Source organism: Gilliamella sp. B3783 (assembly GCF_026536125.1).
Lineage (GTDB): Bacteria > Pseudomonadota > Gammaproteobacteria > Enterobacterales > Orbaceae > Gilliamella.
Map to the genome: position 1 here is coordinate 18,951 of NZ_JAFNOU010000011.1, position 13,881 is coordinate 32,831.

Genomic DNA, 13,881 nt, shown 5'->3' on the forward strand with positions numbered 1-13,881 from the left:
AACTCAACGATTGTCATTTTTAATAAAATAACCGGCAATTGCCGGTGTTGATCAAGTAATAGCCTGTTCGTTTAATATGCACTCATGCAATAATTATTTATTGATGATATAACCACAAATTGCTAACAGCAGTACCACAAATACAGTTGCTATAGCGATGAGGTATTGTGTTTTTGTTCGATATTTTTTCATCTCGCCAAGGGAGAGCTCTCTATTTTTATTCTTGCTATGATAATAATAGTATAATGGTAACCCAAGTAGAGTAAGTACTATTGATGCTATGCCATTAAACGTTTGATAAACCAACATGCCATAAATAACATAAATTGCACCAATGATCGCCATAATCGGAACTATCGGATAAGCAATCACTTTATAAGAACGCGGTATATCTGCATATTTTTTTCGCGCTATAATAACGCCAATAAACGTCAGCAAATAAAAAACCCATATTGAAAACATGGATATCTCGGATAGGCGATCTGCATCAAGCAAGATTGAATATAAAAAGGCAAACACCACTAATACCGAGATCGCATTAACTGGTGAACGACTCGCTTCATCAAGTGTACTAAGATAACGAGCGCCAATAATCGTACCTCGTTCAGCCATACTAAAAATAGTACGAGATAATGTCATAATATACCCATTAATCCCACCCAAAATTGATACCATTATGCCTACTGCCACTAAATTCCCACCTAAATGACCAAACATTCGTTGTGAGGCAACAGCCGAAGCATCATGGCCAAGGGTGACCATTTCTTGAACTGGAAAAATTTTAAACAGTGCTATATTTATACAAGCATAAACAATAACTAAAAATATGATGCCTAAAATAATTGCTTTAGGTAAAACTTTTGCCGGATTATGAATTTCACCAGCAACCGAAGCAACTTGTGCCCATCCATCATAAGCAAACAAGGTCGCCAAAATCGCTACAGCGAAAGGTGCAAAAGTTTCAATACCCTGTCCACTAGCCCCAAATAAGGCAACTTGACCATTGCCCTTCCATAATCCAAATACAGCTAAGAGTAATATTGGGATTAATTTACAAACTGTAGCTAGCGTTTGTAAATACCCAGCCTGTTTAACACCAATTGCATTAATAAATGCAATAAAGCCTAATACGCCAGCGCTCACCGCCATACGATAACTATCATCTATATTAAATAACAAACAAAAAACTGAACTAAAATAACCAACTAACGCACCAACTAAAGAAGGCGCAAATAACACAGTTATCATCCAGCCATAAAGATGAGCAATTTTAGGGCCATAGATTTTTTCTAAATAAACGAGCATGCCACCTGTTTTTGGAAACATAACCCCCAATTCACACAGCGTTAATCCCCCACAAATAGAAAAAATACCACCAATTATCCAAGCTAGCAGCGCATAATTATAATCACCAGCTACGGCTAATACGGCTGGTGGTTTCATAAAAGCGCCCGCCCCTAATACCATTCCTACAACTAACGACAATGCAGAAACTAAACCAAGATCTTTTCTTAATTTACTTTCTAGATTATGTTCTGACATAACTGTTCCCTTGAATATAAAAATACATCTACAAAATGGGCTTATATTAGGGATTTATTTATAAAACACAAGAAAGATTAATTTTAAAAAATTGGAAAGGCATAAAAATCAAGGTTATAAAAAAGTTAGCTAAACACTAACTTTTTTATTAATTGGTAAAATGAATATTAGTTTTTCTTTTTCATTTTCATATCAACCACCATACGACCGCGAATTTTACCTGCTTTCATTTCTTCGATCATTTCATTGATATCTTCGAGCGGCCTTTTCTCAACAATAGGCACCACTTTACCTTCAGCACTAAAACGAAATGCTTCCGCCAGATCTTCGCGCGTACCAACAAGCGAACCTAATACTTGTATACCATCTAATACTGTTTTGGGAATGCTTAAGTCCATAGTTTCGGAAGGTAAACCTAACGCAACAACTCGTCCTAATGGACGCACAGAATTAATTGCTTGATTAAAGCCTGTTTTAGTTACTGAAGTCACCACCGCACCATGAACCCCGCCATCAGTATGTTCTTTAATATAAGCGCCCACATCGTCAACCTTTTTCGGATTAACCACTAAATCAGCTCCTAATGTTTTACATAACGCTAACTGACTGTCACTATTGCTAATTGCGACAACTTTGTTATTAAAAACCTTTTTTCCATACTCAATAGCAAGTGTGCCTAACCCACCAATGCCAAACACGGCTAACCATTGACCGGGCTTTGTGTCTGCAACTTTAATACCTTTATAAGTGGTAACGCCGGCACAGGTGACACTGGTGGCTTGAGCAGGATCAAGCCCATCGGGGACTTTAACGGCATAATCAGCTTTAACAATGCATTGTTCTGCCATTCCACCATCGACACTATAACCCGAGTTAAGCGCATGGCGACAAAATGTTTCATTACCCGAAATACAGTATTCACATGTACCACAACCGGCATGAAACCATGCAATACTGACGCGATCGCCTATCTTTAAACTTTTTACATCAGGTGCAATTTTAGTCACAATCCCCACACCCTCATGCCCAATAACCCGCCCCGGTTTTTTACCAAAATCACCCGATGCAACATGAATATCGGTATGACAAAGTCCACAATATTCAACATCGACTAAAGCTTCACCTGCTTCTAAAGGGCGAAGAGAAATATCTTTGATGTCAACTTGCCCATCACACTCTTGTCTAATAACAGCAGCTTTCATTATATTCTCCTTGAAAAGTTTTAAGTTTAAAATGTAATGATTTTCATTTTAAACTAAATTTTTTCTAAAAATTTGATTAATTTCACAAATTTGCAAAAGAATAGGATTATTAAATAATCTTTATAAAAAAATGCCATCAAGCCAAATTAGATTAAAAAATGATAAAATAAAGCCGTTAACGTGAGTAGATGGATAAATGGATAAGTTGATAAAAAAGAGGAACAAAACTGTGTTTATTGTTCCTCTAATTTTAAATTGAGAAAAGTGAATATTAAGCAATATCTTTAGCGATATATTTTTGGCTATTATTTTTCATGGATAAATACAAGCCAATTAACGCACCTAAGCCAAACAGCCCTACCACATAAATCGCAGGCGCCATTTTGCTAACAAAATCGCTAAAGAACGATATAAATAAAGGTGTTAATCCTCCGGCAATTGCATAGGCCATATTAAACGAAAATGAAACACCACTATAACGAATTTCAGCAGGAAACACTTTAACCATAAAATAAGCAAACGAGCCAACAATACCAACACCAAAACCAGCTAAAGGATAAGTGATTAATAAAAGATGCGGGTTATCTAATGAAAAATAGAAAATTGAAATTATAGTGACAGCAATAAGACAGCCAATAAATAACACTTTACCCATAGCAAATCTGTCCATCATCATGCCATAAAAAGTGCAACTCATGATTAGTCCAATAATAGCGAGTATATTACCTTGCAATGCATCAATAGCGGAAAATCCAAACTGCTTTTGCAATAAAATTGGGGTCATTAACATAATAACCATAATACCTGCCGATAATACCCAAGTAAGTAGCATAGATAAAATAGTTTGAGGTAAATACTGAGTTAATACTGTTATAACTGGAATTTTTTTTGCTAATTCTTGTTGCTTTCGTTTTTGTATTTCTAGAAAAATTGGCGTTTCTTTCAACCAACGACGTAAATACATGGCGATTAAACCGAATATCCCGCCAATAATAAATGGAATCCGCCAACCCCAATTACTCATTTGTTCGGGTGAAATGCTTTTATTCATTACAGTTGAAACCAGTGAACCAAGTAAAATGCCCAAACTTAAACCACTAGTCAATATTCCACAAGCTAAGCCAATTTTATTATTGGGAACATGCTCGGCAACAAACGTCCAAGCACCAGGCACCTCCCCGCCCACAGCAAGACCTTGGCACAATCGCATAATTAATAACAAAATAGGCGCTAAAATGCCAATATTAGTATAAGTCGGTAAACAACCAATGAATAGTGTAGGTAATGCCATTAAAAGAATGCTTAACGTAAACATCCGTTTGCGACCAAATAAATCGCCAAAATGTGCCATAACAATGCCACCAAATGGACGAATTAAATAGCCTGCCGCAAAAATCCCAAATGTTTGCACTTGACTTAACCATGCTGGCATATCATCCGGAAAAAAAAGATGGCTAATAATAATGGAAAAAAAGACAAATATAATAAAATCATAAAACTCTAATGCACCACCTAGTGCTGATAAAGCCAAAGTTTTATAGTCTTGATTGTTTAAGGTTCGAGTTGGCGTCGCGTTTTGTGCGTATGACATGATTATCCTTGTAAAGTATATTTTACACATAGTCTATTATTGTGTACTAATATACCTCAACACAATTTTTTTGGAAGAAAAATATCAAATAATACGCCAATTTACATTGTATAACGCTTAAAACTAACTTGTGCATATTGCTCTTTTATTGTCCTGATAAAATGATGATAATAAACTGCAATTTATTAAATTATGTATATAATCTAAACTAGCACTAAATGATTAATAAATCGTCGCGAAAAGAAACTACAATCATAAAATCTTTTTAAATGGAGAGTTATAAAATGGGTATAAAACGTATTTCTCGTGGAAAATTCACTCGCATGCAACAGTTATCAAACCAAGATGGCGTTATTGCGGCACTAGCAATCGACCAACGTGGTTCAATGGTAAAAATGATGGAAGCGGCTGTTGGTAAAGATCGTTATAATGTTGAAATGGTCTATGAATTTAAAGAACTTGTTTCACAAGAATTAACAAAATATGTGAGTGCAATTTTGTTAGATGAAGAATATGGCTTTAAAGGTATGGCTAAAAAAAATAAGGATGCGGGATTAATCATTTCTTATGAGAAAACCGGTTATGATGCAAACACGCCTGGCCGTTTACCTGATGTTTTACCTGAAGACTCTCTACAACGATTATTGAAAAAAGGGGCTGATGCAGCAAAAGTATTAGTTTATTATAATCCCGATGATCCTAAAGATATTTTAGAGAAAAAACATGCGTTTCTAGAACGTGTTGGTACAGAAGCCAGAGCTGCCGATATTCCATTATTTGTCGAACCAATTGTCTATGATAATGTCGTGACCGATGATAAAAGCCCTGAGTTTGCCAAAATAAAACCACAAAAAGTGATTAACACCATTAAAGAATTCACTAAAAACCAGTATTACATTGATGTACTTAAAGTTGAAGTACCCGTGTTGTTTAAAAATGTAGAAGGATTTAATGATAACAACGTAGTTGTCTATACTCAAAAACAAGCTGCCGATTATTTTAAACAAGCTAGTGATGCGGCAACTCGTCCATTTATCTATTTAAGTGCGGGCGTACCAACAAAAACGTTCCATCAAGAATTAATTTTTGCTGGTGAGAATGGTGCTAAATATAGTGGTATTTTAGGTGGTCGTGCAACATGGTTTGAAGGCGTTGCGGCTTATGCTAAAGACGGTAAAGAGGGTTTAAAACGCTGGTTAGATCAAACTGGTCGTGAAAATGTTGAGCACCTTAACAAAATTTTAAAACAATACGCTACACCTTGGTATGATATCTATGGTGGTAAAGACAGTATTGAAGTAATTGATCTGAAATTAGGTGACTAATGTAAATCAATAAATTAACACTCATCACCTAAACGTGATGAGTGAATTAATGAAAGAACAAAGTTGATAGTGATATTCTTCAACCTCTCGTTAAATATCTTCCCTGTTACCAAACTCAGTCAAAATGCCTCATGCTATCGTACTCACTTAGTGATTGATTAAATTGCGCGATCAAAAAATAGATCAACCTGACTCAATTTAGCCATTGCCGTTACATAAGCCAACGTTTTTGGTGGAAAAGATAGATCTTTTACACAGGTTAAATTACGTAATACTGGAAATAGACAAATATCATCTAAAGACAATTGACCATTACACGCTTGTGGTGAAACAATCAAAGGATCTAGTTGTTCAAGCAACTGAGAAACAGCTAAAACCAGTGAACTTGTTTGCGCTAAACATTCATCAAATGATCCCATCTTTTTAGCTTTACTTGCGACAAAACTCTCAATGGCACATTGTGTAGCAAACTCAGCTAAACCCAGTTTAATATAACGCGGACACTCTAATTTATAATCATACTGCTGTATGTTTTTTATTATCTCGGCAATTTTCGCTGATTTAGGGCCAATCAATATAGGGCTATCGCCATAATTATTATCAACATAATCAACAATATCTAAACTTTCAGGCATATAACTACCATCATCTTTTTGTAAAATTGGCACCATTTTTTCACCAATCATACTTTCAGGTGATTTGTTATCATCACTCAAAAATACTTCTAATTTAACTGGTATGTGTTTTAAACCAAAAATCATTCTTGCTCTGGCGCAAAAAGGACAATGTTCATAAATATACAGCTTCATGTTTTTCTCCTCAAACAATCAACTACCCATAAAAATAAGGCTGAACCTAAAAACAATAAAAAAACCATACCGACAGCAAACAACGCTTTCGGATAGCCTATTTTCACAACATTAATAAAAGGATAAGGATATAAATTAGTATAGTATCCTCTGACAAAAATATATATGCCATAAGCTAACATACAGACTAATGAACCCATTATCACTCGAAAATTAATGCGTCGAAATGGTCCCCAAATTAACCAACTCAAAACACCGAGTAATGGTATAACAACATGTAAACTTTCATTGGTGAATTTTAATAAATCATTTGGCGGTTTATGAATAGCGCGTAACATTAAGTTATAAACGATAGAAGTGATTATCACGCCTACTAGCCCATTTAACCGAATAATTTTAAAGCTAAAACGATGGCAACTAGGATTAAAAAATAGCCACAAACAACTCACCGCCAACATCAAATTCGATAACACAGTAAAAAAACTATAATAAAAAATGATTCGACCAACTGGCGTCGCTGGTTGCCAAGGTTGAAGTTGAGCATGCCAATAAAGATAAGTTTCTATACCAATAACAAAAAAAGCATATAGCCCAATAAAAAGAGGTACAGCGCGTTTTAACATACACATCATCACAAAATAAAATATTAATGCAAATATATATCAGATATTATTAAAAATACAAAAGAGAATCATGTGTTAATTGACTTGCTATAATTAAGTTTGCATAAATCGACCTAAAAACCATTACCCAATAAATATAACAAGGTCCTTTCATTTACATGCCATTACTTGGTCTAAACTGCAACGGTCAGCGAGTTGGTATATAATGACGTAAATAAATTGAATATAGAGATGACCATGAATGTCAAATAAAAGTATTGCGACACAAAGTAAAGTGTTAATTGAACAGTTTTTAGATTCATTATGGCTAGAGCGTAATCTAGCAGAAAACACGATAGAATCTTACAAACTCGATTTGTTTGCACTTAGCCACTCATTACAGCAACAAAATGTCACAATGCTAAGCGCGCAGACCATTAATTTACAAAATTTTTTAATGCGGCGCGTGCAAGATGGTTATAAAGCCAGTAGCTCGGCACGTTTATTAAGTGCAACTAAACGTTTTTTTCAATATTTGTATCAAGAAAATTATCGCACCGATGATCCCTCTGCCGTTTTGTCATCGCCCAAATTACCCAAAAAATTACCTAAAGATTTAACCGAATCACAAGTCGATGCGTTGCTTGAATCGCCCAGTACTGATGACCCTATCGAACTACGCGACAAAGCTATGCTAGAAGTGCTTTATGCAACTGGATTACGGGTTAGTGAATTAGTCAATTTAGAAATCAGTGATGTCAGTTTGCGGCAAGGGGTGATAAGGGTAATTGGTAAAGGTAATAAAGAGCGCTTAGTGCCACTGGGGGAAGAAGCCATTTATTGGTTAGAATACTATTTCAAATATGCCCGTAATGATCTTTTAAAATCTGGGCCGATTGACGTGCTGTTCCCTAGCCGATTAGGTAAAAAAATGACTCGACAGACATTCTGGCATCGAATCAAATATTATGCCATACTAACCGGCATTAATATTGAAGCACTCTCACCCCACGTACTGCGACATGCGTTTGCAACACATTTGCTTAACCATGGTGCAGATTTGCGGGTAGTACAAATGTTGCTGGGTCATAGTAGCTTATCGACAACGCAAATCTATACCCATGTGGCAACAGAAAGATTAAAACAGTTACACAGTAAGCATCATCCTCGAGCATAATGCTTAAAAAATAAGGATAATTGAATGAAAAAATTAGTTTTAGGTTTAGCATTAATTTCAACATCAGTACTGGCAAGTAATGCTGATATTGCCAAAACACTCGGCAAATTAGGTTATACTGAAAAAGACTTAAAAATTGCCGACAGCCCTGTAAAAGGACTAAAAAGTGTTAATACACCTGATGGTATTTTTTATGTTTCTGATGATGGTAAATATTTAACGCAAGGTCCTTTCTATAACTTAGAAGGTAACGAACCGGTTAACATCGCTAATAGTAACAATGTTAAATTAATCAAATCTATTGAGAAAGATGCAATTGTTTATAAAGCACCAAACGAAAAATATGTTATTTCGGTGTTTACTGACTATACTTGTCATTATTGTAAATTACTGCATGAAAATATTGATAAATATTTAGATGCAGGCATTTCAATCCACTATTTTGCGTTCCCACGTGCAGGAGCGGATAGTGAAGTAGGCAAAAACATGCAATCAATCTGGAGTGTTGCCGATCGTAAAGCTGCTTTTGATAATGCCTATAAAGGTAATACGATTTCACCCGCTAGCAGTATGGTACCTTATGTCACTCAACAATTTAATGTTGGTAAGCAACTCGGTATTAGTGGAACCCCAGCTATTGTTTTAGCTGATGGCCAACTGGTGTCAGGTTATGTCCCGGCTGATAAATTGCTTGATATTTTGAATAAAAAATCTGTTAAATAATTAGTCGTTTATCACAACAATTAATATTCGAACTAACCACTATAACAACTTGTGTTAGCGCTTTAGCGCTAACATTTTAAATATGAATAAAAATAGAATAATACATCGACAATTACCACAAACGCTTCCTGAATTCTCGCAAGATATTCCGCCATTATTGCAACGAGTCTATGCCATGCGAGATATCAAATCAATGCAAGAGCTAGACTATTCTACGCGTAATTTGTGCAATTATGATAAGTTAGATGGAACAACCACTGCTGTTGAAATTCTTTATTCTGCAATAAAAAATAATCAACGTATCATCGTTGTTGGCGATTTTGATACCGATGGAGCCACAAGTACCGCATTAACGGTTACTGCACTAAGAAAGATGGGCTACCAATTTGTTGATTATATCATCCCAGATCGTTTTGAAGATGGCTACGGCTTAAGTGTAGGTGTTGTTGAAAAAGCAATGTCAAGACACGCAGATCTCATTATCACTGTTGATAACGGTATTGCCGCATTAGAAGCCGTAAAATTTGCCAAGCAAGCTAACTTAACAGTGATTATTACCGATCACCATTTATGCCCTGAACAGTTACCTATTGCAGATGCAATAATTAATCCCAATTTACCTAATTGCACTTTTCCATCTAAACATCTTGCTGGCGTCGGTGTTGCATTCTATTTTATGCTGGCATTAAGAGCTAAATTACGCAAAGAAAATTGGTTCCTTAAGAATAATCTAACCGAGTACAATATCGCCAATCTATTAGATTTAGTCGCTTTAGGTACCATTGCTGACGTTGTCAAACTTGACCATAATAATCGAATATTAGTGCACCAAGGCATGAATAGAATACGATCTGGCTATTGTTGTAATGGTATTAAAGCGCTGTTACATATCGCGAAAAAAGAAGCAATTTCCTTCACAGCGATTGATTTAGCCTACTATGTTGCACCAAGACTCAATGCAGCAGGCAGAATGGATAATATGGCACTAGGTGTTGAACTACTACTCTGTGATGATTTTGACTTAGCAGTTCAGCAAGCAACAGATCTTGATATACTCAATACTGATCGCAAGCTAATTGAACAAACAATGCAGAAAGAAGCATTAGCATATATTCAACAGCTTGAAAAACAAGATACATCCATCCCAAATGCTATTGTCGTTTACCACCCACAGTGGCATCAAGGTATTATCGGTATTTTATCGGCACGATTAAAAGATAAATATTATCGCCCGGTTATCTCCTTTGCTTCAACCCAAGATGGGCATTTAAAAGGTTCAGGCAGATCAATTCCAGGTGTTCACTTACGTGATGTACTTGATGAACTGGATCAAAAATACCCGAACTTAATCGTGAGTTTTGGTGGTCATGCAATGGCGGTTGGTTTAACGATTCGTGAACAAGACATCGAGCTATTTAGAGACAGTTTTGAAACGCTATTAAATGACAAATTAAGTGATGAGGTATTACAACCAACAATAGAAACTGATGGTGAGATCGATGGACAAGATTTTAATTATGCAATAGCTTTGCAATTGAAAGAGGGAGGACCTTGGGGTGAGGGGTTTGATGAACCTATTTTTGATGGGGAATTTATTATCCATCAGCAACGCCTATTTGCAGAAAAACACCTTAGATTAGTGTTAGAACCCCAAAATGGTGGTAGTCTGATAGAAGGCATATTATTTAATGCTAATTTGCAACAATGGCCGGATCAATCAATAAAAAAAGTCAAAATTGTTTACCATTTAGTTGTAGATGATTTTCGAGGTAATCAGGCGGCAAAGTTAATGATTCGATATATATGGCCTATCGCATAACGATTTAAAATCGTCTATAATAAACTTTACCTATCGGTGTTGAATCTCATTACCATTCAAAACGACTATAGTGATAAACAATTATTATCATCGATATATTTTATAAAAGTTAAGGATTAAAAATGCGTATTCATATTCTAGGGATTTGTGGCACATTTATGGCAGGAATTGCTTTGATAGCCCGATCACTAGGCCATAAAGTTACTGGTTCAGACAAAAATGTTTACCCACCCATGAGTACTCTCTTACAAAAAGAAAATATAGAGATTATTGAAGGGTACGACCCAGTACAACTCACACCTACACCAGATTTAGTTATTATTGGTAACGCTTTATCAAGGGGTAATCCTTGTATTGAATATATTCTTGATAACAATATCCCTTATATTTCTGCACCACAGTGGCTGCACGATAACGTTTTATGCAACCGTTGGGTCATAGCCGTTGCCGGTACTCATGGTAAAACAACAACAGCAGGTATGGTTAACTGGATTTTAGAAAAGCAAGGTTATAATCAAGGCTTTGTTATTGGTGGTGTACCGGGTAATTTTGATGTATCAGCAAGACTGGGGGAAGGCAACTTTTTTGTTATTGAAGCCGATGAATATGATTGTTCTTTTTTTGATAAACGTTCTAAATTCATGCATTATTGTCCTAAAACCTTGATAATGAATAATTTAGAATTTGATCATGCCGATATCTTTGATGATCTTAGTGCAATTCAAAGACAATTTCATCATTTAGTGCGCTTAGTACCCAGTAAAGGGCTTATCATTTCACCACAAGACGATGTCAACTTAAAACAAGTACTCGCTAAAGGCTGTTGGAGTGAACAAACATTTACTGAATCTGAAAATGGCTGGCTTGCACAACGCATTAATAATGATGCAAGTCATTTTGCGGTTTATTTTAATAATCAAAAAGTCGGTGAAGTGCAATATTCACTTGTTGGCGAACATAATATGCATAATGCATTAATGGCGATTGCAGCTGCGCATAATGTCGGAATTGCACCTGCTGATGCATGCGAGGCATTAAGCACTTTTGTTAACGCTAAAAGACGCTTAGAGCTGTATGGAGAAGTCAATAATATCGAAATATATGATGATTTTGCCCATCATCCAACAGCAATATTGGCTACATTAGAAGCATTACGTAGCAAAATTGGGGCTAATCGTCGAATATTAGCCGTACTTGAGCCGCGATCAAATACCATGAAATTGGGTGTATCAAAAGATGAATTAGCACCTTCACTAGGACGAGCTGACGAAATTTTCATCTTTCAACCTGAACATTTACCTTGGTTAGTTGCAGATGTGGTTGATGCCTGCATCCAGCCTGCACATTGGTCTGGGGATATCGATCTATTAGTTGAGATGATCAGCAAATCAGCTAAACCGACTGATGCAATTTTGATTATGAGCAATGGTGGTTTTAGTGGCATCCATAAAAAAATTCTAGAAAGTTTAGAAAGGCAGCAACTCAAAGATCAGCAAGAAGAACAATTATTGATCTAAAACAGAAATTAGATTAACTCACCATAATAATTTAGCCACATAATGTGGCTATTTTTTAAAGGCAAGACGGAGGCAGTATGCAATACTTGGTCACCTCATCTGAAATGAAACAATTCGATACTTATACAACTTCGGATGTGGGCTTACCCCCATTGGTACTTATGGAACGCGCTGCCCTTGCTGTTATCAAACAACTTAAATCTGGTGAATTTGATTTAAACAAAGTTGCGCTCCTATGTGGTTATGGTAATAATGGCGGAGACGGTATTGCCGTTGCTCGGCTACTCAAATTACAACAAATTGATGTTGTTATCTATTTAGTCGGTAATGCTGATAATGCTTCGACCGAAACATTACAACAAATCAAAATAGCTCAGCACTATCAAATCCCTATCATGATATCGTTACCTGATTCACTTTCATCTTATACAACAGTTGTGGATGCCATTTTTGGTATTGGTCTTAATCGAGATGTTAGTGGTGATTTTTTGCGAGCGATTGAGCTTATTAATCAAAGCCATGGCGATATACTCGCTATTGATATCCCTTCCGGCGTGTGTGCTAACACCGGTAAAATATTAGGTGCTGCGGTAAACGCGAAACAGACAGTAACGTTTGCCTATGCGAAGCTCGGATTATCTTTTTATCCTGGCATTGAACTAGCCGGCAAAATAACCATTGCCGATATTGGCATTTATGCTGACAAACCAGCAGCGCATTATACCTTTGAGCAAGGTGATCTGGATAACTTGTTACCTGTGCGAGCAAATGATTCCCATAAAGGCTCTTATGGTAGAGTATTGACCATAGCCGGTTCGCAAAACATGTCCGGTGCCGCTTACTTTTCGGCTAAAGCCGCCTATCGAGCTGGTGCTGGGTTAGTACGTATTTACACACCAAGTTGTAATAGCGGCATTTTATTATCTCAACTCCCCGAAGCATTATTATCGCCTTTTACGCCGAATCAAGTTAATTTTACTGAACTTGAAACAGGGATAAATTGGGCATCAGTAATTGTTATCGGTCCCGGTATGGGGATATCTGATGATACTTATAAGATTTTATCTTATGTTGTTCACCATGCAACCGTACCAATAATTATTGATGCTGACGGGCTTAATGTTTTATCGCAAGATTTGTCATTACTTGAACAGGCAAAATCAACCCTTATTCTTACGCCACATTTAGGTGAAATGGCGAACTTAACAAAGCTACCTATCGATAAGATTAAAAATAATTTAGTTGCAACAGCAAAAGCATTTTCGCAACAACACAATGTCATTTGTGTGCTTAAAGATGCTAAGACCGTCGTTGCCCACCCTAACAAACCAACCTATATTAATCAATCAGGCAATAATGGTATGGCAACTGCTGGATCAGGTGATGTGTTAACTGGTATTATAGCTGGACTCATTGCCGGTCACTTACCCGCAGCTCAAGCAGCCCCAGTAAGTGTTTACTTGCATGGTTTGGCTGGTAATAAGGCAGCTGAAAAATTAAATAAATACAGTTTATTAGCTTCTGATATCATCGAAGGTTTAACACATATACTACCCAATTAACCCCGATACAAT

The 13,881-nt window shown here is 36.3% G+C and carries 11 protein-coding genes; 6 read left to right on the forward strand and 5 right to left on the reverse strand.

Annotation, left to right across the window (positions count from 1 at the left end; translation table 11 throughout):
- Positions 1 to 93 precede the first annotated feature (93 nt).
- From J3U59_RS10860 to J3U59_RS10870, 3 genes are all read right to left on the reverse strand, one after another.
- Entirely contained in the window at positions 94 to 1,542 is a 1,449-nt protein-coding gene (locus J3U59_RS10860) for an APC family permease (RefSeq protein ID WP_267334313.1), read from the reverse strand.
- A gap of 167 nt (positions 1,543 to 1,709) precedes the next feature.
- Positions 1,710 to 2,744: an alcohol dehydrogenase AdhP gene (gene adhP, locus J3U59_RS10865; protein WP_267334312.1), complete on the reverse strand. Its 1,035-nt coding sequence runs from the start codon at positions 2,742 to 2,744 to the stop codon at positions 1,710 to 1,712.
- Positions 2,745 to 3,015: 271 nt separating this feature from the next.
- Positions 3,016 to 4,335 (reverse strand): MFS transporter, encoded by a 1,320-nt coding sequence (locus tag J3U59_RS10870; RefSeq protein WP_267334311.1) that lies wholly within the window; start codon positions 4,333 to 4,335, stop codon positions 3,016 to 3,018.
- A gap of 290 nt (positions 4,336 to 4,625) precedes the next feature.
- Here J3U59_RS10870 and J3U59_RS10875 point away from each other — a divergent pair, with 290 nt between their 5' ends.
- Positions 4,626 to 5,660, forward strand: a complete 1,035-nt coding sequence (locus J3U59_RS10875) for a tagatose 1,6-diphosphate aldolase (protein ID WP_416379612.1) — start codon at positions 4,626 to 4,628, stop codon at positions 5,658 to 5,660.
- 158 nt (positions 5,661 to 5,818) lie between these two features.
- Here the strand turns inward: J3U59_RS10875 and grxB are convergent, their stop codons facing one another.
- Positions 5,819 to 6,469, reverse strand: coding sequence for a glutaredoxin 2 (gene grxB, locus J3U59_RS10880; protein WP_267334309.1), 651 nt, complete (start codon positions 6,467 to 6,469; stop codon positions 5,819 to 5,821).
- Complete coding sequence (locus tag J3U59_RS10885) at positions 6,466 to 7,092, reverse strand: Pr6Pr family membrane protein (RefSeq protein WP_267334308.1); 627 nt, start codon at positions 7,090 to 7,092, stop codon at positions 6,466 to 6,468. The genes grxB and J3U59_RS10885 overlap by 4 nt, the downstream gene beginning before the upstream one ends.
- 241 nt (positions 7,093 to 7,333) lie before the next feature.
- Between J3U59_RS10885 and xerD the strand changes: the two genes are divergently transcribed.
- The 5 genes from xerD (at position 7,334) to J3U59_RS10910 (ending at position 13,869) form a co-directional block, all read left to right on the forward strand.
- Positions 7,334 to 8,248 carry a site-specific tyrosine recombinase XerD gene (xerD, locus tag J3U59_RS10890; RefSeq protein ID WP_267334307.1) on the forward strand — a complete coding sequence of 305 codons (915 nt, stop codon included), beginning with the start codon at positions 7,334 to 7,336 and terminating at the stop codon, positions 8,246 to 8,248.
- Between the two features lie 24 nt (positions 8,249 to 8,272).
- Positions 8,273 to 8,971, forward strand: coding sequence for a bifunctional protein-disulfide isomerase/oxidoreductase DsbC (dsbC, locus tag J3U59_RS10895; RefSeq protein WP_267334306.1), 699 nt, complete (start codon positions 8,273 to 8,275; stop codon positions 8,969 to 8,971).
- 82 nt (positions 8,972 to 9,053) lie between these two features.
- Positions 9,054 to 10,790, forward strand: coding sequence for a single-stranded-DNA-specific exonuclease RecJ (recJ, locus tag J3U59_RS10900; protein WP_267334305.1), 1,737 nt, complete (start codon positions 9,054 to 9,056; stop codon positions 10,788 to 10,790).
- Positions 10,791 to 10,912: 122 nt separating this feature from the next.
- Positions 10,913 to 12,307 (forward strand): UDP-N-acetylmuramate:L-alanyl-gamma-D-glutamyl-meso-diaminopimelate ligase, encoded by a 1,395-nt coding sequence (mpl, locus tag J3U59_RS10905; RefSeq protein ID WP_267334304.1) that lies wholly within the window; start codon positions 10,913 to 10,915, stop codon positions 12,305 to 12,307.
- A 77-nt stretch (positions 12,308 to 12,384) separates the two neighbouring features.
- The gene (locus J3U59_RS10910) at positions 12,385 to 13,869 is read left to right on the forward strand and encodes an NAD(P)H-hydrate dehydratase (RefSeq protein WP_267334303.1); all 1,485 of its coding nucleotides are present in this window, start codon (positions 12,385 to 12,387) and stop codon (positions 13,867 to 13,869) included.
- Positions 13,870 to 13,881: the final 12 nt, after the last annotated feature.

Coding starts and splice junctions, on each gene's coding strand:
- adhP (WP_267334312.1), bottom strand. CDS start 2,744: ATGAAAGCTGCTGTTATTAGACAAGAGTGTGATGGGCAAGTTGACATC.
- J3U59_RS10870 (WP_267334311.1), bottom strand. CDS start 4,335: ATGTCATACGCACAAAACGCGACGCCAACTCGAACCTTAAACAATCAA.
- mpl (WP_267334304.1), top strand. CDS start 10,913: ATGCGTATTCATATTCTAGGGATTTGTGGCACATTTATGGCAGGAATT.
- dsbC (WP_267334306.1), top strand. CDS start 8,273: ATGAAAAAATTAGTTTTAGGTTTAGCATTAATTTCAACATCAGTACTG.
- J3U59_RS10885 (WP_267334308.1), bottom strand. CDS start 7,092: ATGTTAAAACGCGCTGTACCTCTTTTTATTGGGCTATATGCTTTTTTT.
- J3U59_RS10860 (WP_267334313.1), bottom strand. CDS start 1,542: ATGTCAGAACATAATCTAGAAAGTAAATTAAGAAAAGATCTTGGTTTA.
- grxB (WP_267334309.1), bottom strand. CDS start 6,469: ATGAAGCTGTATATTTATGAACATTGTCCTTTTTGCGCCAGAGCAAGA.
- J3U59_RS10910 (WP_267334303.1), top strand. CDS start 12,385: ATGCAATACTTGGTCACCTCATCTGAAATGAAACAATTCGATACTTAT.
- recJ (WP_267334305.1), top strand. CDS start 9,054: ATGAATAAAAATAGAATAATACATCGACAATTACCACAAACGCTTCCT.
- xerD (WP_267334307.1), top strand. CDS start 7,334: ATGTCAAATAAAAGTATTGCGACACAAAGTAAAGTGTTAATTGAACAG.